At 69.3% G+C, this 26,191-nt stretch carries 19 protein-coding genes and 1 pseudogene; 8 read left to right on the top strand and 12 right to left on the bottom strand.

Translation table 11 applies throughout. The features are described from left to right. Positions 1–89: 89 nt before the first annotated feature. Positions 90–467, top strand: a complete 378-nt coding sequence (locus EIZ44_RS28840) for a BlaI/MecI/CopY family transcriptional regulator (RefSeq protein WP_043828018.1) — start codon at positions 90–92, stop codon at positions 465–467. A 3-nt stretch (positions 468–470) separates the two neighbouring features. After that, positions 471–1,469: a M56 family metallopeptidase gene (locus EIZ44_RS28835; protein WP_205673341.1), complete on the top strand. Its 999-nt coding sequence runs from the start codon at positions 471–473 to the stop codon at positions 1,467–1,469. 162 nt (positions 1,470–1,631) lie between these two features. Here EIZ44_RS28835 and EIZ44_RS45700 read toward each other — a convergent pair. Together EIZ44_RS45700 and EIZ44_RS28825 are read right to left on the bottom strand one after the other, a co-directional pair. Next, positions 1,632–2,069: pseudogene (locus tag EIZ44_RS45700) on the bottom strand (polysaccharide deacetylase family protein); the annotation flags it as partial. Next, positions 2,066–3,076 carry an MGDG synthase family glycosyltransferase gene (locus tag EIZ44_RS28825; RefSeq protein ID WP_043828015.1) on the bottom strand — a complete coding sequence of 337 codons (1,011 nt, stop codon included), beginning with the start codon at positions 3,074–3,076 and terminating at the stop codon, positions 2,066–2,068. The gene EIZ44_RS28825 and the pseudogene EIZ44_RS45700, both read right to left, overlap by 4 nt. A 209-nt stretch (positions 3,077–3,285) precedes the next feature. Between EIZ44_RS28825 and EIZ44_RS28820 the strand changes: the two genes are divergently transcribed. Beyond that, positions 3,286–4,752 (top strand): LCP family protein, encoded by a 1,467-nt coding sequence (locus tag EIZ44_RS28820; RefSeq protein WP_134732421.1) that lies wholly within the window; start codon positions 3,286–3,288, stop codon positions 4,750–4,752. 872 nt (positions 4,753–5,624) lie between these two features. On the opposite strand, the gene EIZ44_RS28810 is transcribed toward EIZ44_RS28820, so the two are convergent. Then, positions 5,625–6,794, bottom strand: a complete 1,170-nt coding sequence (locus tag EIZ44_RS28810) for a thioester domain-containing protein (RefSeq protein ID WP_167754309.1) — start codon at positions 6,792–6,794, stop codon at positions 5,625–5,627. A 256-nt stretch (positions 6,795–7,050) separates the two neighbouring features. On the opposite strand from EIZ44_RS28810, the gene EIZ44_RS28805 reads away from it, so the two are divergent. After that, positions 7,051–7,881, top strand: a complete 831-nt coding sequence (locus tag EIZ44_RS28805) for a TIGR02569 family protein (RefSeq protein WP_134732417.1) — start codon at positions 7,051–7,053, stop codon at positions 7,879–7,881. On the opposite strand, the gene EIZ44_RS28800 is transcribed toward EIZ44_RS28805, so the two are convergent. Next, a complete protein-coding gene (locus EIZ44_RS28800; RefSeq protein WP_134732415.1) occupies positions 7,874–8,767 on the bottom strand; it encodes a 2-hydroxyacid dehydrogenase in 894 nt (297 codons plus the stop codon). The two genes, EIZ44_RS28805 and EIZ44_RS28800, sit on opposite strands and share 8 nt — an antisense overlap. Continuing rightward, entirely contained in the window at positions 8,764–10,041 is a 1,278-nt protein-coding gene (locus EIZ44_RS28795) for an MFS transporter (RefSeq protein WP_134732413.1), read from the bottom strand. The genes EIZ44_RS28800 and EIZ44_RS28795 overlap by 4 nt, the downstream gene beginning before the upstream one ends. Before the next feature lie 120 nt (positions 10,042–10,161). Here EIZ44_RS28795 and EIZ44_RS28790 point away from each other — a divergent pair, with 120 nt between their 5' ends. Next, a complete protein-coding gene (locus EIZ44_RS28790) occupies positions 10,162–10,902 on the top strand; it encodes an IclR family transcriptional regulator (protein WP_134732411.1) in 741 nt (246 codons plus the stop codon). 4 nt (positions 10,903–10,906) lie between these two features. Here EIZ44_RS28790 and EIZ44_RS28785 read toward each other — a convergent pair whose 3' ends face one another. The 4 genes from EIZ44_RS28785 to EIZ44_RS28770 form a co-directional block, all read right to left on the bottom strand. Further along, positions 10,907–11,773 (bottom strand): S1 family peptidase, encoded by an 867-nt coding sequence (locus EIZ44_RS28785; RefSeq protein WP_167754308.1) that lies wholly within the window; start codon positions 11,771–11,773, stop codon positions 10,907–10,909. A gap of 945 nt (positions 11,774–12,718) precedes the next feature. Continuing rightward, positions 12,719–14,287, bottom strand: coding sequence for an amidase (locus EIZ44_RS28780; RefSeq protein WP_134732409.1), 1,569 nt, complete (start codon positions 14,285–14,287; stop codon positions 12,719–12,721). Between the two features lie 13 nt (positions 14,288–14,300). Continuing rightward, positions 14,301–16,871 (bottom strand): FtsX-like permease family protein, encoded by a 2,571-nt coding sequence (locus EIZ44_RS28775; protein WP_134732483.1) that lies wholly within the window; start codon positions 16,869–16,871, stop codon positions 14,301–14,303. Between the two features lie 5 nt (positions 16,872–16,876). Then, complete coding sequence (locus EIZ44_RS28770) at positions 16,877–17,617, bottom strand: ABC transporter ATP-binding protein (protein WP_037820432.1); 741 nt, start codon at positions 17,615–17,617, stop codon at positions 16,877–16,879. Between the two features lie 147 nt (positions 17,618–17,764). Between EIZ44_RS28770 and EIZ44_RS28765 the strand changes: the two genes are divergently transcribed. From EIZ44_RS28765 to EIZ44_RS28755, 3 genes are all read left to right on the top strand, one after another. Then, positions 17,765–18,964, top strand: coding sequence for a sensor histidine kinase (locus EIZ44_RS28765; RefSeq protein ID WP_167754307.1), 1,200 nt, complete (start codon positions 17,765–17,767; stop codon positions 18,962–18,964). Beyond that, the gene (locus EIZ44_RS28760; RefSeq protein WP_043836645.1) at positions 18,952–19,593 is read left to right on the top strand and encodes a response regulator transcription factor; all 642 of its coding nucleotides are present in this window, start codon (positions 18,952–18,954) and stop codon (positions 19,591–19,593) included. Before EIZ44_RS28765 ends, EIZ44_RS28760 begins: the two co-directional genes overlap by 13 nt. Positions 19,594–19,664: 71 nt before the next feature. After that, positions 19,665–19,865, top strand: coding sequence for a hypothetical protein (locus EIZ44_RS28755; protein ID WP_134732405.1), 201 nt, complete (start codon positions 19,665–19,667; stop codon positions 19,863–19,865). 44 nt (positions 19,866–19,909) lie between these two features. Here EIZ44_RS28755 and EIZ44_RS28750 read toward each other — a convergent pair whose 3' ends face one another. The 3 genes from EIZ44_RS28750 to EIZ44_RS28740 form a co-directional block, all read right to left on the bottom strand. Next, a complete protein-coding gene (locus EIZ44_RS28750) occupies positions 19,910–23,218 on the bottom strand; it encodes a serine hydrolase (protein ID WP_134732403.1) in 3,309 nt (1,102 codons plus the stop codon). A gap of 106 nt (positions 23,219–23,324) precedes the next feature. Next, entirely contained in the window at positions 23,325–24,287 is a 963-nt protein-coding gene (locus EIZ44_RS28745; protein WP_134732401.1) for an ABC transporter ATP-binding protein, read from the bottom strand. Beyond that, positions 24,284–26,191 carry a dipeptide/oligopeptide/nickel ABC transporter permease/ATP-binding protein gene (locus tag EIZ44_RS28740; RefSeq protein WP_134732399.1) on the bottom strand — a complete coding sequence of 636 codons (1,908 nt, stop codon included), beginning with the start codon at positions 26,189–26,191 and terminating at the stop codon, positions 24,284–24,286. Before EIZ44_RS28740 ends, EIZ44_RS28745 begins: the two co-directional genes overlap by 4 nt.

Raw genomic sequence — 26,191 nt, 5'->3', positions numbered from 1 at the left:
CCCACCTCCAACTACTACATAACTGTCGAAATTCTACATGAACGTAGTAGTGGACTGGGCTGCTTCGACAAACCGGTAGAATTTGGGTCATGCGCAACGGACGGGGCGAGAGCGCCCGGCGGGCTCCCGGCGAGCTGGAGGCCGAGGTGCTCGCGGTGCTGTGGGAATCCGACGAGCCGATGTCGGCCGCCGGCGTGCAGGAACGGATCGGCGGCGGGCTGGCCTACACCACCGTCGTGACGATCCTGTCCCGGTTGTTCGAGAAGGGCGTCGCGACCCGCGAGAAACAGGGCCGCTCGTTCACCTACCGCGCCGCCGACGACGAACCCGGGCTCGCCGCCCGCCGGATGAGCAAGGTGCTCGACGCCGAAGCCGACCGGTCCAGCGTGCTCGCGAAATTCGTGTCGAACCTGTCCGAATCGGACGAGGCCGTGCTGCGCGACCTGCTACGCCAGAACGGCGGCTGAGGCGTGAACCTCGACCTGCTCGTTCCGCTGCTGCTGCCGCTGGCGTCCTGGCCGGTGGCGCGCTGGGTCGCGCCCCGGTTGTCTCCGCGGCTGGGCAGCTGGCTGCTCGCCGGTTCCGCGCTGGTGCTCGCCGTCGGCAGCACGGCGACGCTCGCGGTCCTCGCGGCGGCGGGGCTCGCGCAGCTGCCGTTCGTCGGCGAGCTGGGCGATTTCTCCGCGGTCGCGTTCCGCGGGGCCGACGCGGTGAACCTGCCGCTGGCGATCGCCAGCGGGGTCGCGCTCGTCGTAGCCGGGGTCGCGTTGACGCGAGCGGCGACGCAACACGTGCGCTGGCACCGGAAGGTGCACGCCGAGCTGAACGCGCACACCCGCGAGGCTGGCTTCGTGCTGCTGCCGGGCGAGGAACCGGTCGCGTTCGCGGTGGCGGGCGGCGGCGGCCGGATCGCGGTGTCCAGCGGGATGCTCGCGGCGCTGGAACCGCAGGAACGCCGTGCGTTGCTGGCCCACGAACGCGCGCATTTGCGCCTGCGGCACCACGTTTTCGCCGCGATCGTGACGGTCGCGACCACGGTCAACCCGGTGTTGCGTCCGCTCGGCACGGCTGCCCGGTTCGCGCTGGAACGTTGGGCGGACGAGGCGGCCGCGGATCGCGTCGGCGACCGGAAACTGGTGGCCACGGCGGTCGCGAAGGCCGCACTGGCCAGCCGGTCCCAGCCGTCGCTCGCGCTGGCCGCGACCGGTGGGCCGGTGCCGCAACGCGTGCGTGCGCTGCTTTCCGCCCCGTCGTCCGGTTCGCGACGGAATCCGCTGGCGGCAGTGGCCGTGGCGGTTGTGCTGGGTGCGTGCGCCTGGTCAGCGGCCAGCACGCTCGACGCGGCGACCGATCTCCACTCCGGACTCGAGACCGCGCAGCACGCCGCTTGCGTGCTCGCGCAGGGGACCCACGGCGAACCCGCGCTCCCGGCATTCCGAGACCAGCACCGGGACTGCGCCGAGCGCTGACCGCCACGCTCCCGGCGCGGCGACGACGTCGGAGTCGTGCAGCAGAATCGTGCCGCCGCCGGTCAGCCTTCGGCACACGGTGCGCACGACCGAGCGCGGAGTGGCGCGACTGGTCCAGTCAAATCCCCAGGTGCTCCACAAAACGGGCTGAAGTCTGAGCACGCGCGCCGAGATCAGGGCGCTCGCGCTGAACACTCCGTACGGCGCGCGCATCCACTGCGGTCTCGTGCCGGTGATGAGTTCGATCAGGTCGACGGTGTGTGCCAGTTCGTCGTGCAGGGCCTTCGGGGAGCGGCGCAGAAAGCAGCGGTGATCCCAGCCGTGGACTGCGACCTCGTGCCCGGCGGCGGCGATCTCCCGGCCTAGTTCCGGTGCGGCGGCCAGTTCCCGGCCCAGTACGAAGAAGGTCGCGCGGATGTCCAGTTTTTCGAGGGCTCGGAGGAATTGCGGCGTGGACTCCGGGTTGGGGCCGTCGTCGAAGGTCAACGCCACGCGGCTGGGGTCGCCTCGTCCGGCGAGTCTTGCCGTCCGCAGCTGCGGTACGAACAATGCGGCCGGTGCTGCGTGCGCGACGGCTGCCGCGGCGAGTCCGCGGATCATCCGGCGGCCTTGACCGGTCGGCGCAGCAACCATTCGAGCGCCTCGGTCAGTTCGCTCGGCGAATGAACCCACGGGACGATGCCGTCGTTGTGCAGCACGGCGGCGTTGGCTCGGCCGTGGCCGGGCAGGCAGCGGTAGGTCAGCACCGGGAGGCCGGTCGCGAGCGCCTCCGACGTCGTCAGTCCGCCCGCGTTCTGCACCACGACGTCGCACGCGCGCATCAGTTCCGGCATCCGGTCGACCCAGCCGAAAACGTGCCGATGTCCGGTTTTCCGCAATCGTTCCGCCAGCGCTTCGTTGCGGCCGCACACTACGACCGGTTCGACGAGGCCGGTCGCGAGAAGGTCGTCGGCGGTCTGTCCGATTTGGCCCACGCCCCAGGATCCGGCCACGACCAACGCGAGCGGGCCGTCGTGCGGAAGTCCGAAGGTGAGCCGGAGCCGCAGTCGTTCGGCGATCCCGGCGGCGGGCCGGAAGGCGGGTGCGACCAGCGGACGCGAGACGAGCGTGCGACCGGCTCCGAGCGCTCGGGCTTGGCGGGCTGCGGTTTCGTTGGGAGCGACGGTGAGCGTCGCGTCCGGGCTCACGCACAGACGGTGCACCGACGGGTCGGTGAGGTAGACGACCAGCGGGGCGGTCAGTTCGCTGGACCGCCGCAGCCGGGCGACCGCGTGCGTCGCGAGCGGATAGGTCGAGACGACGACATCGGTGCGCTCCCCCAGCAGCTCGCGCAGCCGCGGCGTGGCGAGGCCGGCGAACCGGCGGGCGGCTCCGGCCAGCGCGGGGGTGCCCAGTGCGCTGAGCAGCCAGTCCCAGCTGCGCGGCACGGTGTTGAGCTGCCGGTGGTAGGCGCCGCAGAGCAGTTCGCCGAGTCTTCCCGGCAGCAGGTCCAGGAAATCGGCGCGGACGACGTGTGCGCCGCGGCTGGAAAACCACCGGTCCAGCTCCCTGGCGGCACCGTCGTGTCCCGCTCCGATCCGGGCGGACACGATCACCACGCGGGCCATCGGGCACCTCTTTCTACTTCTACACGGCTGTAGTAAAACTACATCCCTGTAGAATGAGAGTCGAGGCCGGACCGCCCGCGGCGATACACCCTCGGTCCGACATTCCGGGCGCCCTCTCCGTAATTTGGGGTAAGCGGTAACCCGTCCAGGTGAGACGCCCGCTACCGTGGGTCTTTCGACCACCGGATGTGGCAGGAAGAGGAACCCCGATGCGTCGCAAGACTTCCAGCGCGCTCCGCGTCGCCCAGGTGCTCCTGGCCGTCGTCTCGCTGCTGGTCCTCGGCGGCACCGCGTTCGCGTGGTCGAAGCTGAACCAGATCACCGACGGCCTGACCAGGTCCGATGTGATCGGCTCCGGGTCGAACTCGCCGATGGACGAGCAGAACATCCTGATGGTCGGCCTCGACACGCGCACCGACGCGGAGGGCAATCCGCTGCCCGAGGACGTACTCGACCAACTGCACGCGGGCGGCGCCGAGGACGGCGGCGACACGACCGACACGATGATCGTCGTGCACATCCCAGCGGGCGGCGGGAACGCCACGGCCATCTCGATCCCGCGTGACTCGTATGTCCAGCTTGCCGGGAAGTTCGGGAAGCACAAGATCAACTCGGCTTATACGTATGGGCAGACTGCTCGGAAGAACGAACTGAAGGCCCAGGGGGAGTCTGGGGCTCAACTGGAGACGGACTCGGCGCAGGCTGGGGCCAAGACGGCGATCGAGACTGTGCAGCAGTTGACCGGGCTGACCATTACGCACTATGCGGCGGTCAATCTGGCTGGGTTCTATTACGTCAGCCAGGCTGTGGGCGGGGTTCCGGTTTGCCTTAAGGCTCCGGTTCGGGATTCTTACTCTGGGGCTAATTTTCCTGCCGGACCGCAGAATGTTGCCGGGGCGCAGGCGTTGCAGTTCGTGCGGCAGCGGCATGGACTGCCCAATGGGGACTTGGATCGGATCAAGCGGCAGCAGGTCTTTATGGCCAGTATGGCTAAGACTATTCTTTCCGCTGGGACGTTGACGGATCCGGGTAAGTTGGATGCGTTGATCGGGGCGGTTAAGAAGGCTGTCGTTGTTGATACCAACTGGGATTTGCTCGGGTTTGCTCAGCAACTGCATGGGATGAGTGCTGGGAGTATCAACTTCGTCACCGTGCCGGTGGTTAGTATTACTTTGAAGACGCCTAATGACGGGGATGCCGTGCAGGTCGATCCTCAGCAGGTGCAGAAGTTTGTCCGGGAGCAGACTGGGGCTGCTACTTCTGCTCCGTCTTCCTCTGCGCCGCCGTCTTCGGCTGCTGGGGATCCGGCGTTGGCTTCTTATGTGGTGGATGTGCGGAACTCGTCTGGGGTGGACGGGTTGGCCAACCGGGTGGCGGACAAGCTTGCTGCTGCTGGGTATCAGCGGGGTTCTGTGACTAATAGTGCTACTCGGCGGACTTCTACTGTCTATTACGGGCGGGGGCAGCGTAGTCAGGCTGAGGGTATCGCGACGAAGCTTGGCGGGGTTGCGGTGGCTTCGGATAGTTCTTTGGACAAGGATCATTTCCGGGTTTATTTGGGGCAGAAGTATTCGGATGATTCTGGAGTGCATCCGGCTTCTGCTCCGGCGGTTATGGAGCCTCCTGCCGGGGGTGCTCCGGAGATTACTGCTGATGGGGTTACTTGTGTGAACTGACCCGGCTCGTGCTTCGCACATCGCGGGTCGGGAGTGCGGTGGGGCACCCCGAAGCTTGATTGTGCTGACGGTCTGGGGTGGCTTGTCAAGGCGGGAAAGATGCCTTGACAAGCCGCCCCAGACCGCATTTTGGCTTCGTATCGGGGTGCGGGGGTGGTGTGGGTGCACCGATCGTTGGGTGCATCGGCTGCGGATTGGTGAGCAGGGTGCTTGGCTTGGGTGCGCCGGTTGCGAGCTGGTGGGTGGGGTGCGCGGCTTGAGCGCATCGGCTGCGAATTGGCGGGCAGGGCGCATGGCTTGGGTGCACCGGTTGCGAGCTGGTCGGTGAGGCGCGCGGCTTGAGTGCACCGGCAGGGATTGGCGGGCGGGGCGCGCGGCTTGAGCGCTTGGTGAGGATGGGTTCGCGGCCGCCGGTTGTGGGGGTCGTGGAGCGCCCCAATGTGGCATTGGGTGCATCTGACGCACCCAATGTGGCGTTCGGTGCATGCGATGCAACCAATGCCACATTGGGGCGCATCCCGCGCGCTGGCGAACTGATGGAAGCAGGCGGGTCCGTGAAGGGGCCCCTCACGCACGGCGGCGGGTCGTGAGGGGAACCCTGACGGAATCAGCGGACGTGAGGGTGGCCCTCACGGCACCTTGTCGTCCGTGAAGGGCTCCCTGAGGGAACCCAAGTCTGTGAAGGGGTTCCTCACGGACCGGACGCGCGTCGTGAGGGTGGCCCTCACGCACCGGCCGCGGGGGCGCGAAGGGCTCCTTGAGGGAATTAGATTCCCCCAAGGAGCCCTTCACGGACTTCCCGTGCGGGGAAGCAAAACGGGCCGGTCCTAATAGGACCGGCCCGTTGCTAAAGCAGGGTCAAGCAGACTGAATCAGGCGTTGCTGCGACGACGGCGAACCACCAGGATCATCGCGCCGCCCGCGATGACCAGGGCTGCGCCGATTCCGATGGGCAGGGCGGCGTTCACGCCGGTGTTCGCCAGCGGGGTCTGGCCCGAGTTGTTGCCGGCCGCGGGGGCGGTCGTGGCGGGCGCGGTGGTGACCGGGCCCGTTTCGGTCCAGGTGCCGGTTGCCGCGGCCTCGACCGCGCTCTTCTGCGACTGTGCCACGATCAGCGACTGCGCCGGGTTGCTGTCGTAGTTCTTGGCCACGAACAGGCGGCCCGTGTTGACGTCGCCGGTAGCCTTGATCGCGAGTTCGGCTGTGCCGGGCTTCGCGTCCTTCGGGACATCCAGGAACAGCTTCGTGCCGTTCTTGATCGCCGAGGACTTGATCTCCTCGCCATTCTCGCCGACGACCTTCACGCCCTCGGGGAGCTTGCTCGTGAAGTCGGTGACGCTGCCGGTGGTGGCGACGGTGAACGGGCCGATCTTGGTGCCCGCTTCGCCGGTCGCCTTCGCCGGGGTGATGCTCAGCGCCGGCTTCTTCTCCTCGACGCCGGTGTTGGCGTCGCCGGTGAGGTACTTGTACAGCGCGAGAACGTCGGCCGCTTCGTCCGGGGAGCCGTTGGCCAGCGGGTTCTCGGCGTCGAGGTCCTTCGCGTCGCTGTAGTGCCACACCGCGGCCTGGGTCGCGGTCAGCGCTTCCTTCGTGGACAGACCGTCGTGGAGCTCGACGCCCTTGCCGCTCAGCGCCTTCTCGATGGAGGCGACGTCCTGCGACGGGTAGCTGTGGTGCAGCACCCAGTTGATGTTCTTGTTGTTCTTGCGGAACGGCGACTTCGCGTCGGGGTAGTCGTTCCAGGCGTGCTCGACCATGGTCTCGCCGAAGCGTGCGCCGACCTCGATCTGCACGCAGTACATCTTCGAGATGGCGCCGTCGGACAGCTTGAAGTTGAACAGCGTCGTCTGGACCTTGCCCTTGTCGGCGATGTTGACGTCGAAGCCCGACGTGCCGCCGTACACCAGCTCGCCCGAGGCCGCGCCGCTGCGCGCCGTGGGGGCGTTGTCGTCCGCGAGGGCGACCGGCGCGGCGATCATCAGCGCCGCTGCCGCGGAAGCCGCCGCGGCCCCTCCCCGGACCAGAATTGACCTGCCGTGCATGCTTTCTCCCATCGAGTCCCGAACCACGAACGACGGACCGCGTGAGACCACATCTCCCCGACCACGGCGGCCACCAATTCGGGTGAAGAATCCACCCAGTCAAGCGATGGCGAAGCATACACAAGGCTCACATGTGCACTGTGGGTGGTCCCCTGAATGCGCTTCTGTACCTTCAGGGGGAGTCGTTCCTCCCCTTGCGTTGCTCTGGGTAGATATGCGAAGAGCTGCGGAAACCCGAGAGAAAAGGCGCAGAACGTTGAACAAGCAACCATCGGCGGACGTGCTGGACGCGTTCGGCTGCGCCGAGGATCCGGTTCGGTTGGAGGGCGGGAAAGGCGAGACCTGGCGCGCCGGGGACATCGTGCTGAAACCGGTGGAGTTCGCTCCGGAAACGCGATGGCGGGCGGCGGCGCTCGCCGAGGTGGCGGAATCGGCGGAGTTCCGGATCGCTCGTCCGCTTCAGGCTCGCGACGGGGAATGGATCGCGGGAACATCCGTCGGCCAGAATTCATCCGGCGGTCATCCGTCGCTCGGCTGGGAGGCGAGCCGGCTCGTGCCCGGCCGTCCGGACACTTCCCGGCCCGATGACGCGATTCGGGCCGGGATCGCGTTACATCAAGCGATCGCCCAGCTGCCGCGGCCGGATTTCCTCGATTTCCGCACTGACCCCTGGGCTATCGGAGACCGGGTCGCCTGGGCGGAATTGCCGCCCGAAGGCACGGCGCCCGCCCGTGACCTCCTCCGCCCGTTGCTCGAGGCGCGCCGTCCGGTCGAGTCGGCCGCGCAGGCGGTGCACGGAGACCTTCCCGGGAACGTCCTGTTCGCGCCGGGACAGCCGCCCGCGGTGATCGACTGGGCGGTCTACTGGCGTCCCCCGGCCTGGGCCGCCGCGGTGGCGGTCGCCGACGCGTTGTGCTGGTACGGCGCGACTCCCGGGCTGATCGACCGCTGGGCGCATCTGCTGGAATGGCGGCAGATGCTGATCCGCGCGCTCGTCTACCGGACCGTCACGCACGACATCTCCGGCTCCTGGACGCCCGACCAGATCGCCGCCTACCAGCCCGCGGTCGAGTCCGTGCTCAGTTGACGAGGTTCTCCAGCGGCTCGCCCTTCGCGTAGTGCGCGAGCTGGCGTTCAGCCAGCCGCTTCGCGCGCGGGTAGAACGAGTCCGAACCGCCGGCGATGTGCGGGGTGATGATCGCGCCGTCGAGGGTCCACAGAGGATGGTCGGCGGGCAGTGGTTCCGGGTCCACGACGTCGAGCGCGGCGCGCAGGCGACCGGCGGAAACCTCGGCGGTGAGCGCGTCGGTGTCCACAGCAGTGCCGCGGCCGACGTTCACGACCAGCGCGGTGTCCGGCAGCAGCGCCAGTTCCTTGGCCCCGAAGAGGCCGCGCGTCTGCGCAGTGTCGGGCAGGACCAGGACCACGATGTCCGCGGTCGGCAGAAGCTCCGGCAGTTCGTCGATGCCGTGCACGCCGGAGCGCGCGGTGCTGGCGACCCGGACCACCTCGGCCTCGCCGGCCTTCAGGTACCGCTCGATGGCTTGGCCGATCGAGCCGTAGCCGACCAGCAGGACGCGGCAGTCGGCGAGCGAGCGCGTGTGCACCCGGCCCCACGAGCCCTTCTGCTGCTGCGCGAACCAGCGCGGGAAATACCGTTGCGCGGCAAGGATCAGCGCGAGCGTGTGCTCGGCGACGCTGAGGTCGTGCAGGCCCCGGCCGTTCGCCAGCTGCACCCCGGACGGGACGAGCGGCAGCAGATTGTCGTACCCGGCGGAAAGCGTTTGGACCGCGCGCAGCGACGGCAATTCCGGGATGAGCTTCGCCGCCGCCGGACCCTGGTCGTAGGGCAGGACGTAGAACTCGACGTCGTCGAGGCCGTCCGGCGGGGTGCCGCGGCCGTCCCAGACGACCGCGTTCAGTTCGGCCGGAACGGAAATGTCGGACCAGGGCACCAGTACACGCGCGGTCATGCTCGCCTTTCCTTCGTCTTCACCGGAACCGCGAGCACCAGCACCGCGGCTGCGGCCATTGTCCCCGCCAGCATCAGGAACGCGGCAGCCGTGCTGCCGGTGGCGGATTCGAGCCAGCCGACCAGGTAGGTCCCGAGGAACCCGCCGAGCGCGCCGGCGGCGTTGACCACGGCTACCGCCACCCCGGCGGTCCGCTGCGGCAGGAGTTCGGAAATCATCGCGAAGAACGGGCCGTACGGCGCGTACAAGGCGACCGCGGCGATCGCCAGCAGCACGAACGCCCACCAAAACTGCTGCTTGCCCAAGAGATACGAGCCGTAGAACGCGACCGCGCCGGCGAGCAGCCACGGCCACACGAACCGCCGCCGCGCCCCGGTCCGGTCCGAACCGCGCGAGTTGATCAGCATCGCCACCACGGCGAACGCGTACGGGATCGCCGACAGCAAACCGGTCGCGCCGATCCCGGCCGACGAGCCCGCCTTGACGATCGACGGCAGCCAGAACACGAAGCCGTACACGCCGATGCTCCACAACAGATACTGCGCGGCCAGCAGCAGAACCGCCTTGGACCGCAACACTTCCCGCACGGGCCGCTCAGCCGGTTCCGGCAGCTGCGCCTGCTCCGCGGCGATCGCGCTTTCGACCGCGGCACGGCCGGCCGGGTCGAGCCACGAAGTGTCGGCGGGCCGGTCGCGGACCTGCGCGCGGAAGACGAAAGCCCAGATCAGCGCCGGAATTCCCTCGATGATGAACATGCCGCGCCAGGACGTCGCCTCGATCAGATACCCGGACGCCGCCGACAGCCACATCACCGTCACCGGGTTGCCCAGGATCAGGAAAGCGTTGGCCCGGCCGCGTTCGGCCTTCGTGAACCACCGGGCGAGCAGCACGACGAGCGCGGGCAGCACCGCCGCTTCCACCGCGCCGAGCAGGAACCGGACCACGATCAGCACCGGCACCGAACTGAGCAGGCCCTGCGCGGTCGCCAGGACTCCCCACGCGAGCACCGACCAGAAGATCAGGCTCCGCACGCTGCGGCGGTCGGCGTAGAGCACGCCCGGGACCTGCAGCAGGAAGTAGCCGAGGAAGAACGACGCGGCGATCAGGCCGGACGTCGTGCTCGTGAGGTGCAGTTCCTCGGCCATGCCGCCCGCGGTCGCGATCGAGAAGTTCGACCGGTCGAGGTAGGCGAGGCTGTAGGTGACGAAGACGATCGGGATCAGCCGCAGCCAGCGCTGCCTCCCGAGCGTGCCCGCCTGCTCGACGGTGTTCATCCGGTACTCCTGTCGCCGCTGACCCAAGTCCTTGACGAGCTTTCCGTCATATGGAAAGCTATTCCGCAATGCGGTGAGAGGCAGTGTGCGTCGCCGCGCGCGGGACGTCAAGGGGGTCCGATGACGGACATGGTCGGCAAGGCTTTGCGGGTGCTGTCCCTGCTCGGCGGCTACCCCGAGGGCGTGCCGCTGTCCGAGCTCGCGCGCGCCGCCGGGTATCCGGTGAGCACCACGCATCGATTGCTCAGCTCCTTGCAGAGCGAGGGATTCGCGCGCAATGACCCGGTGTCGAAGCGGTATTCGCTGGGGCTGCGGCTGTTCGAGCTGGGCCAGTCGGTGTCGCAGGCGCGCGGGTTCGCCGGTGTCGCGCTGCCGGTGATGCAGAAGCTGTCCGCGGAGACCGGCGAGCCGACGCTGCTGGCCGTGCTGGACGGGCACAACCAGGTTTACGTGCACTCGGTGCAGGGGTCGCAGCGGCTGCAGATCCGCGGCGAACCGGGCGCGCGCGGGCCGTTGCACTGCACGTCGATGGGAAAATGCCTGGTCGCGTTCGCGCCGAACCGGGATGAACTGGTCGCTTCGCTTGGACTGCCCGCGCTGGGCCCGCGCACGATCACTTCGCGCGAGGCGTTCGCGGCGGAGATCGCGGCGGTGCGCGAACGTGGTTACGCGATCGCTGACGAGGAGCACGAGGAAGGCATCCGTGCGGTCGGCGTTCCGATCCGGACTCCGGACGGGACTGCGATCGCCGCGTTGTCCACCGCGGCACCGGCTTACCGGCTAAGCGTGGCTCAACTCGAGGAGTTCGTGCCCGCTTTGCGTGCTGCCGCGCGGGAATTGGCGGCGCTGCTGCCCCGGTGAGCGCTTACGCGCCGATCTCGCCCCGGATCCACGAGACGAGCTGGTCGACGCGCGCCGCGGTTTCGATGCCGGGCTGAGGGCAGTCCGGCCCGAAGTTCTCGACCGCGATCAGCGTGTTCTTGCCCTTGATCGGCACGAAGAACGGCGAACCCGAGTCGTCCGGGCACGGGCTGTTCTCGACGGTGCGCTTCTTCAGCGGTTCGAGGGTGATCTCGTTCTTGCGCACTTCGTCGACCTGGAAGTCGCCGCGTTTGATGTGGTCGGTCTGCACGATGACCTTCGAGGACAGCGAACCCCAGCCGACGAACGTCGTGTGCTGCCCCGGATCCGGCGGACCGTCCGGCAGCGCGAGCGGTTCGATGTCGGTGACCGGCTCGGACAGCTTGGCGAGCGCGAGGTCGTTCACCGCGGACTGGCGCGTGTCCACGATCTTCAGCACGTGCCCGCGCGGATCGGAGTCGGTGAGCTTCCCGATCGCGGCGGTCATCGTGTAGTCGGGTTTGCCGCTGACGCGCGTGCCGTCGAGGTCGTGGAAGCAGTGTCCCGCGGTGACGATCCACTGCGGGGCGATCAGCGACCCGCTGCACCCGCCGGCGCGGACGCCGCCGCCCTTCTCCGGAATGTCCTTTGAGGACAGTTTGACGCTGAACGGCGTCGGATGATCAGGCAGCGCGGACGGCTGCGCGGAGGACTTGCCGCCGGTGTTGCCCGTGCCGCCGCTGACTGTGCTGCTGGCGTTGCCCGCGTTGCCGCCGGCGCTGCGCGCGACGGCGACGTTCGACACCGGCTTGGCCGTCTCCGCCTCCGCCGTCCGGTGCAGGCCGACGTAGGCCCCGGCGAGCCCGGCCCCCAGCACCGTGGCAGCCGCCACGGCACCCAGCCGAAGGCTCGCCCGCTGAGCGGAACGTGACTTTGCGTGCACCACGGGGTCCAAGATAGCGAAGTTGTTAACCCGAATGAGTGAGAGTGCCCGATTAATCCGGTGACCAGGGTAGAAACTGACGGCCCCGATACGCCGGGTTCGCGGTTGGTCACGGAATGCTAACGGCGGCGGGGTGTTTTGCCTGGAGGCTGGGCCGTTTGGCGGCACGGGGCGGATTGTGGGGGTTGCTCCCGATCAGCGGGACATCTGCGGGGCTGGCTCAGGCGGGCTCGGTTCGGGCGGGCTCAAGTGGGGCGGGCCCGGCTCAGGGAGGCCCGGGGCGGGCAAGGTCGGGTCGGGCGGGCTCGGCTCAGGCGGGCGCGGGTTGGGCGGGCCCGGCTCGGCGGGCTCGGGGCGGGTCGGGCAGGTTCGGGCCGACTCGGGTCGGGCGGGCTCGGCTCAGGCGGGCGCGGGTTGGGCGGGCCCGGCTCGGCGGGCTCGGGGCGGGTCGGGCAGGTTCGGGCCGACTCGGGTCGGGCGGGCTCGGCTCAGGCGGGCGCGGGTTGGGCGGGCCCGGCTCGGCGGGCTCGGGGCGGGTCGGGCAGGTTCGGGCCGACTCGGGTCGGGCGGGCTCGGCTCAGGCGGGCGCGGGTTGGGCGGTCTCGTCCGAGCGGCGTCGGGTTGGGCCGCCTCGATCGGGTTGCTCGGGTGCGCGGAGGGTGAGCAGGTGGCGGTGTCGGCCAGGGCGCTGCGGAGGACCGGCCGACGAAACGTGCCGGACGGCCCTCGCTCTCGCCGAAGTCCGTGAAGGGCTCCTTGAAGGAATCTGGTTCCCTCAAGGAGCCCTTCACGGACCGCTGGCATCACGCGCCTGGCCCGCTGCGACTGGGGCGCGCTCGGGCCGGATCTCGGCCGCTGCTGCACGATCTCCTCCCGCAGCCGGGAGCCCGGCGGCTAAGCAGCGGGCAAGTACCGAGGAGCCTGCCGCGCGTGTGACGCCTGCTCGTACGCGTAGGCGAAGTTGAGCAGCTGCGCATCGTGATACTTCGTGCCCAGGAACGAGACCCCGACCGGCAGCGGGCCCGCGAAACCGGCTGGCACGGTGATGTTCGGGTAGCCCGCGACGGAGGTGTTCCGGGTGCTGCTCATGAACTTCGGGTCGCCTGGGCGGTCCAGCGGCGAAGCAGGCAAGCCGCTCAGGGTGATGATTGCGTCGAGGCTCTTCGAGGCAAGGACGTCGTCGATCGACCGTTGTGCGATGCCCGTCGCGGCGGCGCGCTGGCGGCGGTAGGTCTGGTCGGTCAGGTTGCCGTCGGCCTTGTTCGCTTCGATCAGCAGGCTTTGGTCGAACAGCGGCATTTCGACGTCGCGGTGCTGGTCGTTGTAGGCGATCAGCTCGGACAGGTTCCGCGGGTGGTTGCCGGGGGTCGCGCTGAGGTAGGCGTTCAGGTCGTGTTTGAACTCGGTCAGCAACGCCGGGAAGAGATCCGGTTTGACCGACCAGGAAATGTCCTCGACGTCCGCACCCTCGACGACCGTCGCGCCCAGTGAGCGCAGAGTGTGCACTGTGGACTCGAAGACGCGGTCCGCCTGCTGATCGATGCCGGTGTGGCCCTTTCGCCAGATGCCGATTCGCTTGCCGCGCAGGGCGTTGCGATCCAGACGGAGGTCCTTGGGAATCGCGGGCGCGGCGGCGACTGAGGCGGGATCAGCGGGGTCGGCACCGGTGATTACGGCGAGGGTGAGTGCGGCGTCGGTGACGTTGCGGGCGATCGGGCCGGGGGTGTCGTGCTGGGTGGTGATCGGCACGACGCCGCTGCGGCTCACGACGCCTAGGCTGGTTTTCACGCCGACGGTCGAGGTCGCGGCCGCTGGGCACACGATCGAACCGTCGGTCTCGGTGCCGATGGCGACCGTCGCCAGGCCGGCTGCGGCGGCGACTGCCGAGCCGCTCGAGGAGCCGCACGGGCTGCGGTCCAGTGCGTAGGGATTGCGGGTCTGGCCCGCGACTCCGCTCCAGCCTGGGATTTGCCCGCCTGAGCGGAAATTCGACCATTCCGACAGGTTCGCTTTGCCGAGCACGACCGCTCCGGCCGCGCGTAGGCGCTGGACCAGGAACGCGTCTTTGGCGGGGCGTGAACCGAGCATCGCGGTGGACCCGGCGGTGGTGGTCTGCCGGTCTGCGGTGTCGGTGTTTTCCTTTAGCAGCACTGGAATTCCTTCCAGGGCGCTGCGGGAAGAGTGGGTCCGGCGGCGGGCGTCGCTTTCCTTGGCTGCCGCCAGTGCGTCCGGATTGGTTTGCACGACGGCGTGCAGTTTGGGGTTCAGTTCTTCGATCCGGCGCAGGTAACCCCGCGTCAGCTGTTCCGACGTCAGTTGCCTGCGGTCCATGGCGCGCTGCAAATCGGGAATGGTGGACTGGTCGAGGAAACGAGCCGGCGAGGCGTCCGCCGCGGCGGGCAGGAGCAGGCCCGCCGCGGTGAGGGTCGCCACCGAAAGCCGTTTCAGCGAGGTGGTGCGCATGGGTTCTTCTTTCTTATTCGCGGAGGCCGATGGCGTCGATGGGCTTGGCGCGCAAGGTGACCCGAGTGGACAGTCCGAGCGAGACCAGGCTGAGCAAGAAAGCTCCGGCGATGATTCCGCCGAATACCGCGGGGGTTCCGGACGGGAGCGGAGTGTCGCGCAGGGCAAGGTTGAGAATTGCCAACGGAATCGCCGCCACCACGGTGCCGATCAGTGCCGCGATGCCCGCGGTCGTCAACGCTTCCAGGCGCATCATCCGCACGACCTGGCCCCGGGTGGTGCCGATCAGCCGCAGCAGGGCGAATTCCCGCGAACGCTGCGCGGTGGTCATCACCAGCGTGTTGGCCACCGAGATCACCACGTAGCCGAGGATCACGCCGACCGCGACGAGGTTCAGGTAGAACTGCTGCTGGGCCGAAGCGCTTTCCAGCGCGGAAACCGTGGAACTCGGGGTCACGGTGAGGCCCGGGTAGCGGGCGCTGAGGTCGCGCAACGCGGCGGTCACCGCGGCCGGGTCCGCGTTCGGGTCTTGGCGCACCAGAACGGAACTGTCCATCCGGTCCCCGGTGTGCGCGCGGGCGAGATCGGCGGGCAGCACGTATTCGCCGAACGCCTGGTTGTGCGTGTAGACCGCGACCAGTTTCACCTTCGCGGGGCTGCCGTCGCCGAACCAGAAGTCGACCTCGTCGCCGATTTTCTTGTCGTACCAATCGGCTTCGCTCTTGCTCATCGCGACGGTGTCGCCGCGCAGATCGGCCAGATTCCCGGACACGACGCCGAGGTCGAGCACGCCGCGGACCTGGTCGCCGTTCAGCCCCTGCGCCGGGTACTTCATGACGCGCAGCCGCTGGTCCTCCTTGATCGTGGTGACGACGTCGGTGCGGATCACCGAGGTAGCCGCCGCGACTCCGGGGATGGCCCGCGCCGCCGCGGCGACCTCCGGGGACAGCGCACCGGTCGTGCTCGTCAGGACGTGGTCCGCGGTCGTCGACCGGACCGCCTGCTCCCGCGTGGCGGCAGCGGACGACGTCTGGCTGTAGAACATCGAGATCGCGAACGCGACCGCCAGCATCACCGGGGTCACCGCCGAGGCGAGCCGCCGGGCGTTGGCCTGGTTGTTCGCCGCGGCGAGGTAACCACTGATGCGCGAGAAGCCGGAGTACAGCGGGCCGATGATCCGGGTCATGAAGGCGACCACCTTCGGCCCGAGCACCGAAAGCCCGATCACGACCACCAGCGCGGACATCGAGGAGGCGGCGAGCGCGCCCGGTCCGGTCACGTACATCGGGACCGTCGCGCCGCCGAAGCCGAGCGCCACCAGCACCCAGCCGACGACGAGGCGGGCCCGGCCGAGTTCGCGGCGTTCGACGGCCGCCTCGCCGAGCGCTTCGATCGGGCGGATCGACGACGGACGCCGGGCCGCCGACCACGCGGCCAGCCGGGCCGCGCCCAAACCGAGCAGGAACGCGACGACGAGCGGGAGCGGGCCGATCGCGAGGCCGAAGTCCTGCGGGATCACGCCGACCGCGGCGAAGGAGTTGCGCAATCCGTAGCCGACGGCCACGCCGAGACCCGCGCCGAGCACCCCGGCGATCGTCGCGACCAGCATGGTTTCGGCGCTGATCAGCTTGCGGATCTGCTTCGGGGTGGCGGCGATGGCCCGCAGCAGCGCGAATTCCCGCCGTCGCTGGTTGATCACCAGCGCCAGCGTGCTCGCCACGACGAACACCGCGACCAGGATCGCGTACCCGCCGAACGCGCCCGCGAGGATGAACAGGAGCATCCGGGTCTGGCTCACGTCGAGGAATTCGACCGTGCTGCGTTCCATCCCCGCGGTCACCGTGACGGGTTCGCCCTTGACCGCCGCGTTGACGCGGTCTTCCAGATCGCCCGCCGCGACCCCGGGAGCGGCGAGCACGCCGATCGCGTGGACCTGCCCGGGCTTCCCGGAAAGATCAGCGGCGCGCGCGGCGGAGAAGTACAGGGCCGACTGCCTGCTCAGCCCGCTGGCGGACTGGGGCGTGGCGATGCCGCTGACCCGGAACTCCATCGGCGTGGACCGGGTCGAGATCCGCACTGTGCCACCGACCGAAACTCCGGCGCGGGCGGCCAGTTCCGCGTCGAGAACGACCTCGTTCGCCGCCTCGGGCGCGTGCCCGTCCCGGATGGAGAGCGGGGCCAGCACGGCCGCGTCCCAGTTGTGCCCGCGCGACTGGGTGCCGTTCGGGCCGGTGAGCACCTTGCCGCCGGACGTCACGACGTTCGCCGGGAAGTCCTGCTCCGGCACCGCCTGGCGCACCCCTGGCACCGACGCGATCCGGTTGACCAGCGTCTCCGGCACCGTGGTCTGTTCGGTGACCTGCTCGGACTCGCCGAAATCCGATCCCGGCGGTTTCGTGGTCTGCACCCCGCCGACCACCACCGACGCGTCGGCGTAGCGCTCGGTCGGGACTCCGGCCCGGAGACCGGATTCCATGAGGATGCCGCAGCCCGCGACGAGCGCGGTGCCGCAGAGAATCGCGATGAACGCGCCGACGAACCCGCTCAGCCGGGCCCTCGTCGTCTGCCAAGCCAACGACCACATGGCGGTCACCACTCCCCGAGGTGCGTCAGCCGCTGCGCGACCCGCTCCGGGGTCGGCTGCGCGAGGTGGCCGGCGAGCTTGCCGTCGGCGAGGAACAGCACTCCGTGCGCGGCGGACGCGGCGACCGGGTCGTGGGTGACCATCAACACGGTCTGCCCCATCTGGTCGACCACGGTGCGCAACAGGTCGAGCACCTGGCGCGCGGTGCGGGTGTCGAGCGCGCCGGTCGGTTCGTCGGCGAGCACGACCTCGGGCCGGGTGATCAGCGCGCGGGCGATCGCGACGCGCTGCTGCTGCCCGCCGGACAGCTCCGCCGGGCGGTGCTCGAGCCGCTTCGCGATGCCGACGCTGTCGACGATCTCGCGCAGCCAGCGCGCGTCGGGTTTCTTGCCCGCCAGGCGCATCGGCAGGGTGATGTTCTGCAGCACGTTCAGCGACGGCAGCAGGTTGTAGGCCTGGAAAATGAACCCGATCCGGGTCCGGCGCAATTCGGTGAGCGCGCGCTCGCGGAGTCCGCCGAGCTCGGTTTCGCCGAGCAGCACCTTTCCCGAACTCGGCCGGTCGAGCCCGGCCGCGCAGTGCAGGAAGGTGCTCTTGCCGGACCCGGACGGCCCCATCACCGCGGTGAACGAGCCTCGCTGGATCCCGACCGACACCCCGTCCAGCGCGGTGACCGCGCCGTCGCCGGAGCCGTAGATCTTGCGCACCGCTTCCAGCCTCAGGGCGTGTGTTCCGCCTGTGTTCATGTTCGTGTCGCTCCTCGGACCAGCAGATTTCTGTCTCTACGAAGCTATGGCGGCGGGGACGCGGAAACGATCCCGAGCGCGAGAGTCTTGGGGGTAGCGCAGGCACCACCACGCCCGGTGGGGAGGTCCTAATGGGACACTGTGCGGGTGAAAAGGTGGCTGCGCTCGTGGTGGTCCGGACTCCGCTATTTGCTGGTGGGAGCCGCGACCGCGTTTCTCGCGATGCTGCTCTTTTTCGCGATGGCCATCGTGCTCGCGACGTGTTTGATCGGCGTCGGGATTCCGGCGCTCCCGGTCGCGCTGAAACTGCTCCGCTACCCGCTGCGGTTCGAACGCCGCCGCGCCGGGCGCAGGCTCGGCGAGCCGATCGCGGAGCCGTACGCCAACGTTTCGCCCATTCGTGACCCAGCGAGCCTGCGCGATCTCGCGTGGCTCGCGGTGCACGCCGTGGTCGGCTTCCTCGTCGGGGTGCTCGCGTTCGGCCTGCCGCTCGGCGGACTGCGGCAGATCCTCACCGGCGTGTTCTGGTGGCTGGTGCCCGGCGGGATCCAGAGCTCGCTGGAATTCATGGTGAACTCGTGGCCGTCGGCCGCGCTCTGCATCTTCAGCGGGATCGTCATGATCGCGCTCACCTTTTGGGCCGCGCCGCTGGCTCGCTGGCAAGCCCTGGCGACGCGGGCGCTTCTCGGCCCGCGGCCCGGCGCCTCGCTGACCGACCGGGTCGTCGAGCTGACCGCGACCCGCGCCGCCGCGCTGGAGGCGCATGGCGCCGAACTCCGCCGTCTCGAACGCGATCTGCACGACGGGACGCAGGCACGGCTGTCCGCGGTCGTGCTGCAACTCGGGATCGCCGATCAGCTTTTCGAAGGAAATCCCGCCAAGGCACGGGAATTGCTCGGCAAGGCGCAGGACGCGGCGACCGAAGCGCTCGCCGAATTGCGCACGGTCGTGCGGAGCATCCACCCGCCGCTGCTGACCGACCGCGGGCTCGACGGCGCGATCACCGCGCTCGCCGACCGATGCGCGGTTCCGTGCACTGTGGACGTTCGCAGCTCCGCGCGCCGCCCGGCCGCGGTCGAGGCGGCGGTGTACTTCATCGTGGCTGAAACGCTCGCGAACGTGACCAAGCATTCGGGCGCGGAACACGCGTCGATTACGCTCGACGGCACCGTCGACACCGTGCGGATCGAAATCCGCGACGACGGCCGCGGCGGCGCGGACGAATCCCAGGGCAGCGGACTGGCCGGGATCCGGAAACGCGCCGAAGCTTTCGACGGGACGGTCACGCTGACGAGTCCGCCCGGTGGACCGACTGTTCTGGAAGTGGAGTTGCCATGCGGGTCGTGATCGTCGAGGACGACGCCCTGCTGCGAGAAGGTTTGGTGCTGCTGCTCGACACCTCGGGCATCGAGGTGGCCGCCGCTTTCGACCATACCGACGACTTCCTCGCGTTCGTCCGCGAGGACCGCCCGGACGCGGTGATCACCGACGTCCGGCTGCCTCCCACGCACACCGACGAGGGCCTGCGCGCGGCCGTGCAGGCGCGGCAGCTGCACCCCGGGCTGCCGGTGCTGGTGCTTTCCGCGCACGTCGAAACCCGCTACGCGGCGGAGCTGCTCGCGGACGGCAAGGGCGCGGTCGGGTACCTGCTCAAGGAACGCGTCGGCAAGGTCGCCAAGTTCCTCGATTCGCTCCAACGGGTGGTCGAGGGCGGCACGGCGATGGACCCGGAGGTGGTGACCCAGCTGCTGGCCCACCGCCGCGACCCGCTCGACGCGCTGACCGCACGCGAACGCGAGGTGCTCGGGCTGATGGCGGAGGGCTACAACAACGCCACGATCGCGGAACTGCTGGTGGTCAGCGACGGAACGGTGCTCAAGCACATCCGCAACATCTTCGCGAAACTGGGGCTGCCGGAGGACAACGGACACCGGCGGGTGCTCGCTGTGCTGGCCTACCTGAACGGGAAGAGGTAGCGCAGGCGCTACCGTGAAGTTGGGTGCTTACGGCCTGTTTGCGCCCTTCTCCGCTGCATAGTGTTCTCGGCATGGAGACTTCCCGAAGCCGCACCGCCGGCGGCCCTGTTGTGACTACCTTGCTGTGGCTGATTTTTCTCGCCGGCGCCGCTGCTAACTCGATCGGCCAGTTCGCTGGGTTGGAGGCGACTTACCGGTATATCGGCGGCGGGATAGCGGTGGCGTGTCTAGTGTTGCTGCTGGTGCGTTACCTGGCGCGCCGCAAGGACTGACCAGGGTTGAGGGGCCGGGCAGCGAATGCCCGGCCCCTCAAGCCTCAGGACACCTTCGGCGTCGCCCGCGCGCCGAAGTGCATGTACGGCTCCCCCGTCGGCAGCGTGTAGAACAGCACCGGCGTCCAGAACTGCCCGCCCGGCATGCGGAGCAGGAACAGCGTGTCCGAGACCGCCTCCAGGTCGAATTCCTGGACCTTGTCCGGCGTCAGCTCCGCCAGCGGTCCGGTCGTCGTGTACACGACGCGCAAACCACCCTCGCGCTCCACAACCTCGACATGCGCGCCAGCCCGTTCGTACACCCCGACGTGGCGGCTCGCGTCCACCGTGACCGGCGTGGCCGGGGGTTCGAGCGGGCGCGGCATGGCGACGTCGGCGAGTTCGGCGAAGATTTCCCGGTACAGCTCGGTGTACAGGTCCCGAGCGTGGCCGCCGTTCGTCAGCAGGGTGACCGCGAGGCCCGCGTCCGGCAGCAGGCGCAGGAACGCCGACTGGCCGATCGTATTGCCGTCGTGGCCGATGATGCGGCGGCCGCCCCACTCGTCGCGGATCCAGCCGAGGCCCCACGAATCGCCGAGGGTGTGCTTGTCCGGGACGTCGGCCTGCTTGTCCGCCATGGCGGCGGCCGATTCCGCCGACAGGATCCGCGTGCCGTCCTCGGTCAGGCCGCCGGTGAGGTGCAGGCGGGCGAAGGCGAGAACGTCCTTCGTGCGCGACGTGATCAGACCGGCCGGTCCGGCCGAACGGGGCAGCTGCCAGACCGGAGCCGGAGCCAGTTCTTCGCCCTCCGGCGCGTCGTGGCCGACGGCGGCGCGGAACAGCAGCGCTTCCTCCGGCAGCGTGACGGTGTGCGTGAGGCCGAGCGGCGTGTACAGCTTGTCCCGCATCGCGGCGTCCCAGGTTTTCCCGGTGAGCTTCTCGATCACCCGGCCCATGAGGACGAAACCTGAGTTGCAGTAGGAGAAAGTCGCGCCGAGGGGATGGTTCTGCGCGGCGTCCTCCAGCAGGTCGACGAACTTCTCGACGCAATCGTCGCCGCGGCCGGTGTCGGTGAAGATGTCACCGTCGATGCCGCTGGTGTGCGTCAGCAGATGCCGCATGGTGACGCGCTTGGTCACCTCCGGATCGGACAGCCGCAGTTCGGGCAGCACGTCGACGATCGGGGCGTCGAGGTCGAGCAGGCCCTCGTCCACGAGCTGCATCACCACGGTCGACGTCCACACCTTGGAGATCGAACCGATCTGGAACAGCGAATCCTCGGTGACCTCGACCTCGGTCGTCTTGCTCAGCACGCCGTGGGTCGCGAATACCTCCTCGCCAGTGTCGACGCGCAGGATTCCCAGCGACGCACCGGGAACGTCGTGCTTGCGCGCCAGTTCCGCCAGGCGGCGGCTCCAGTGCGCGGCCTCGATCGGCACCCGCGAACCCGCGTACTGCTCGACCCAGTCGACCACGCGCCGGTTGTAGTCGACGCGGTGCGACGGCGGACCGTCCAAAATGAACAGATGTGCGCCGCCCGGGTACAGCACCAGCCGGGACGGCACGTCGCGCTCGCGCAGTGCGGTGAACCACTGCTCGGCCTGCCCGACCGGGCACCGCACGTCCTCGCCGCCGTGCAGGATCAGCGTCGGGGTACGGACGTTCTCGACCTGCGCGTGCGGGGAGGAGTTCTCGTATTGTCCCGACGAGAGTCCGGCGAATTCGTTGACGGCCATGAAGTGTCCGCCGTCGGACGTCCCGGCAAGGCTGGTCAGGTCGCTGACCACGCCACCGGCCACCGCGGCGGCGAAACGGTCGTCACGGCTGGTCAGGTAGCAGGTCATGAAGCCGCCGTAGCTGTAACCCGTCACGGCGAGCCGGTCCGGGTCGGCGAGGCCTTCGGCGACGAGCTGGTCGATCGGTTCGAGGAAGTCCGGTGCGTCCGCCTGGCCCCACGCGCCGATCGCCGCGGTGTAGAACGCTTCGCCGTAACCGTCGCTGGCTCGCGGGTTGATCAGCAGCACTGCCCAGCCGCGTGCGGCAAGGGTTTGGTGGTACAGGTGAATCGAGTCCGCGGCACCGTTCCAGGCGTTGTGCGGACCGCCGTGGATGTCGATCAGCAGCGGCTGTGCGCCGGTGCGTTCGGTGTCACGGATGAGCCAGCCCTGCACGACGGTGCCGTCGCTGATGGTGAATTCGCGCGATTCACGGGAGAACAATTCCGCTTCGGACACTGCGTCGCCGTGCTTCGTGCGCACGTCGACCTTGCCCGTGGTGCGGTCGACAACGGCGACCTCGCCGAAGGAATCGTTGGTAGCCAGCACAATCGCGGCCCGGTCGCCGACCAAGTCCATTCCGGACACTACGTTGCCGTCGCCGGTCAGCACCGCGCGAGGCTCGCCACCGGCAAGGTCCACTTCGTACAGATGCGTGCAGCCGCGGTCGCGGATCGCGAACACCACGACGTCGCCCGCCTCGGTCAGCTGCGGCAGCGCGCCCGGGTAGCCGGGGCCGCCGGGCATCACGTTGCGGTCGAGGCCGGCGGCCAGGTCGACCGTCTCTCCGCCGTCCAGCGGGACGCGCAGCAGGCCGAGGTGCCCGGTGGCGGTGTCGGTGCGGCCGACCACCAGGAGCGCCGTGCCGTCCTTGGTCCAGCCGGCCGTGCCCGCCATGCCCTTGTCGGTGCCGACCAGGCGCGGTTCGGCGTTCCGCTCGGTGACGTCGAGAACGTAAGCGGCGGAACGGAAAGTGAGGTCGGCGTCGGCGTCCAGGGCCGCGGTGAACGCGACGTGCTTGCTGTCGGGCGACCAGGCGGGCTGGCCCGCGTGCCAGTCGCCGGAGGTGCGCTGCTGGACTTCGCCGGTCGCGACGTCGAGGACGTGCACGTGGCTGCGGAGCGTCTTCAGCAGGCCGGGGCCGTCGGACTTGTAGTCCAGCCGCTCGGCGACGATCGGCGTGTTCGCCGGCGGCGCTTCGACGACCGCGGCGAGATCGACCGCCGAGGAGAACGCGATCTTGCTGCCGTCCGGGCTCCACACCGGTGCGCCCGCGCCGAGCGGCAGCTTGGTGAGCTGCTCGGCCTCGCCGCCGTCCGCCGGGAGGATCCAGATCTGCGGCGGGCCGTCCTGGGCGCGCAGGAACGCGAGCCGGGAACCGTCCGGGGACCATTTCGGCGCCGCGTCCGCGTTGCCGCGCGTGAGCTGGCGGGCTTCGCCGGAGGAGGCGCCGACCGTCCACAGTGCGTCGACGTTCCGGTCCTCCTCCCGGTCCGAGGTCCGGACCACGTAGGCGATCCGGCTGCCGTCCGGCGAAAGCGCGGGCTGGCTTGGCGCGGCGAGGTCGTAGAGGTCATCGATGCCGAGACGGCGGGTCATACGCTGGCTCCTTGGGAGATCGCGGGCTCGTGGCCCTCGGATTCGGCACTGTGCTGATCGTTCCTAATCCGGCCACAGCCACGGCCTAATGGCTTCTCAGCAACGGTTACGTGCCGAGTGGGGGGCGGCCTTCTTTTGGCCGGATTAGGAAATGGCAGGCCGATGCGTGCCGCCGGGGTGCGGCGTCCTCCGCCGGATCGGCCCGGAGGCAGATCTCGCGGTCGCTGCGCACCAGCGGGCCGACCGGGCAGCGCGGGTGGTACCGGCACCCGGCAGGCGGATGGTGCGGATCCGGCGGTTCCGCGTCCGCGGTCGCGCCGGGTTCCTGGTCGAACAGCGACTTGTGCGCCGAGGGGGCGGCGTCGAGCAGGTCGCGGGTGTAAGGATGCTGCGGATCGGTGAGCACCTGCTCGGCCGGTCCGGCTTCGACGATCCGGCCGAGGTACATCACCGCGACGAAATCGCTGAGATACCGGATCACGGCGAGGTTGTGCGAGATGAACAGCATCGACAGACCGAGCTGCCGCTGCACCGAACGCACGAGGTTGAGCACCGCGCCCTGCACCGAAACGTCGAGCGCGGAGGTGATCTCGTCGGCTATCAGCGCCTGCGGCTGACCCGCGAGCGCCCGGGCGAGCGCGACGCGTTGCCGCTGCCCGCCGGACAACTGCCCCGGCAGATGCGCGGCCCGTTCGGGGTCGAGATTGACCAGTTCGAGCAGCCGGGCGACCTCCGCCGAGCGGTCCGTCCCGCGCGGCATCGCTTCGGCGATCGATTCGCCGATGGTCATCCTCGGGTTGAGCGAGGAATACGGATCCTGGAACACCATCTGCAGCGGACGCCGGCGCGGCAGCTTCCGCACGTCCACGCCGCCGAGCAGCACCCGTCCCGCGCTCACCGGCGACAATCCGACGGCCGCCTTCGCGAGCGTCGACTTGCCCGAACCCGATTCGCCGACGAGCCCGACGACCTTGCCCGCCGGGACGGTCAGCGACACGCCGTCCACCGCGGTGAGCCCGCGCCGCCCGCCGTACCGGACGCTGACCGAATCGAAAACCAGCTCGCTCATTCCGCCCCTCCCGCCACGACGAGTCCCGCTTCTTCCGACAGTGCCGCATCCGGATGCCAGCACGCCACCCGGTGTTCCGGCGCGAGCACAGTCAGTTCCGGGTCCTCCTCGCGGCACCGGTCGGTCGCCACCGGGCAGCGGCTCGCGAACGCGCAGCCGGACGGCATCTGGTCCGGTTCCGGCGGACGGCCGGGGATCACCGCGAGCGGCGCGTCCGGGTCCGTCTCCAGGTCGAGTGTCGTGGCCAGCAGCGCCCGCGTGTACGGATGCCGCGGCGTGATGTCCGGTCCGGCGGCGGGCAGATCCTCCACGATCCGTCCGGCGTACATCACCAGAATCCGTTCGCAGGTCTGGGAAACGACCGCGATGTCGTGACTGATCAGGATGATCGCGGTGTCCCGTTCGGCGCGGGTTTGGGCCAGCAACCGCAACAACTGCCGTTGCACGGTCACGTCCAGCGCGGTCGTCGGTTCGTCGGCGATGATCAACCGCGGGTCGCCCATCAGGCCCATGCCGATCATCGCGCGCTGCCGCATGCCGCCGGAAAACTCGTGCGGGTACTGCTTCGCCCGTCGTTCCGCCGCCGGAATCCGTACCGCGCGCAGCCGGTCGATCGCCCGCTCGAACGCCTTCACCCGCGAAAGCCCTTGGTGCTGCTGCGAAACCTCGGCGAGCTGACGGCCGATGCGCCGGGTCGGGTTGAACGACGTCATCGGGTCCTGGAACACCATCGCCAGCGACGTCCCGAGCAGCGTCCGCAATTCGCGTTCCGGCGTGGTGAGCACGGGCGTCCCCGCGAAGTCCAGCCGGTCCGCAGTCACCGAACCGGGCGATTCGATCAGCCGCGACACCGCGAGCCCGGTCAAGCTCTTGCCCGAACCGGATTCGCCGACGACCCCGATCGCCTCGCCCGCCCGCACGGTGAAGCTCACGCCGCGCACCGGAACCGTCCAGCCCGTCGGCCGGGGGAACGCGACTTCCAGATTTTCGACGACCAGCACGGCGTCGTCCGCGGAAACCGGGTCCACTTTGGACTTGCGCAGCACCCGAGAAGTCAACCGCGGCAACCGGGTCCGCACTCCGATCACTCCGGCGACGGTCTCGCCGAACAGGTTGAACGCGAGCCCCGCGAGGACCACCGCCACGCCGGGCGCGAGCGCCGCCGCCGGGTTGACGTAAATGCCGTTGAGACCTTCGTTGAGCAGCCGTCCCCAGTCGTAATCCGGGGCCTGCACGCCGATCCCGAGGAACGACAGGCCGGAGAACGCCAGGAGCGAACCACCGGCGCCGATGGTGGCGTTGACCGCCAGCGGCTCCCCGATGTTCGGCAGGATGTGCCGGAACAGCAACCGGATCCGGCCCACCCCGGCGACGCGGGCGGCGGACACGAAGTCCCGTCCGGCCACCGAGGCCGACAACGTCTGGGTCAGCCGGGCGAACTGCGGAGCCACCGCGAACCCGATCGCCATCACCGCGCCTTGGGTGCCCACACCGAAAATCACCGCGAAGAACAACACCAGCAACAGGCCGGGGAACGCGACCGCGATGTTGATCGACGCCGTCAGCAGCCTGCCGAGCGGACGCGGCAGCACCGCGGGCAGCATGCCGAGCACCAGACCGGTCACGACGCCGAGCGCCGCGGCGATCAGCGCCAGCAGCACCGAAAGCCGGGTCGCCACGAGCGCGCGGTAGAAAATGTCGCGGCCCAGTTCGTCGGTGCCGACCAGGTGGTCGCCCGACGGGCCCTGGCTGATCGCGTTCGTGTCGATCGCCGAAGCCGCGTCCTGCCACAGGATCGGGCCCAGCACCGCCACCGCGATCACCAGCACGAGCAGGGCGGCGGCGAACGCGCCGAGCGGGGTGCGCACGGCGGCCAGCCACTGTTGTCCGCGCCGTTTCGCCAT

The sequence above is a fragment of the Amycolatopsis nivea genome (genome assembly GCF_004522235.1).
In the GTDB taxonomy this organism is placed as follows: Bacteria; Actinomycetota; Actinomycetes; order Mycobacteriales; family Pseudonocardiaceae; genus Amycolatopsis; species Amycolatopsis nivea.
Note: the sequence above shows the minus strand (reverse complement) of the source record. Positions and strands in the feature narration are given on the sequence as shown.